Below are 842 nucleotides of genomic sequence, written 5' to 3'. Positions count from 1 at the left end.
CCCCCCGGCCCGTCCGTGATCTCCGCGGAGTACGGGCGGGCCGGGTACTCCGAAAGTCCCTAGGCGCCCCGTCGGCACCTCAAGTAGCCTGCGGCTCCCGTCGAGTGAGACTGAGGCGCCACAGTGACCGATCCGACCCCTGAGCAGTGCCGCGAAGCCATACGCGAGATCATCGACGACTACCGCAAGGCCACCTCGGCCCCCACCCAGGAACGCAAGCGCCGCGTCGTCCTCATCGGCCACGGCTGGTGCGCAGAGATCCATCGCATCGCTGAAGCCGTGCTCACGTTGATCGATAACGGCCACCGCCACGAATCGCTGGTCCTCGTGCGTACCGCCTGGGAAATGACCATCAGCCTGCACTGGCTGAGCCAGAAGGGCGATAAAGGCGCCGAAGGGGTCTTCTTCGAGGGGGCCCGCCAGTCGAAAGCCCTCGTCAAGGACATGACGACTGCAAGTTTCAGCGTTCCCCAGGCCGTCCTGGACGCGACACAGCAGCTGCCCGTCGACAAGACCGAGGAATGGGAGACTTTCAAGAGGTTCCAAGCCCAGTGCGATGCAATCGACCCCAAGAGGGATCTGTACGCCGTCTACCGCTACTTGAGCGGATCCACCCACCCCAGCGAGCACTCCGCATTCGCCTTCCTCGACCCCCGATCCGAGCCGCTGGGCCTGCTCATGAAACCGAAGAGCGGACTTCCCGTCTCGGAAGTCACCATGGCTCAATGCCTGATCTGGGCCGGGCGGGCCTTTGACTCGCTGATCAGCGGGCAGCCCCGCAAGCAGTTCCTCAAGCAGAAGGCGCGCGAACTCGGTCTCGTCCCGGTGCTGCCGCACGTCAA

1 protein-coding gene is annotated in these 842 nt (G+C 64.7%); it reads left to right on the top strand.

What is annotated here, in order from left to right:
• Nucleotides 1-123: 123 nt before the first annotated feature.
• On the top strand, nucleotides 124-842 hold a 719-nt coding region (locus ACEPPI_RS40545; protein ID WP_373920246.1), incomplete at its 3' end, for a DUF5677 domain-containing protein.

Source organism: Streptomyces sp. AB3(2024), assembly GCF_041862025.1.
In the GTDB taxonomy this organism is placed as follows: Bacteria; Actinomycetota; Actinomycetes; order Streptomycetales; family Streptomycetaceae; genus Streptomyces.
This window is presented reverse-complemented; position numbering and strand designations above follow the sequence as displayed.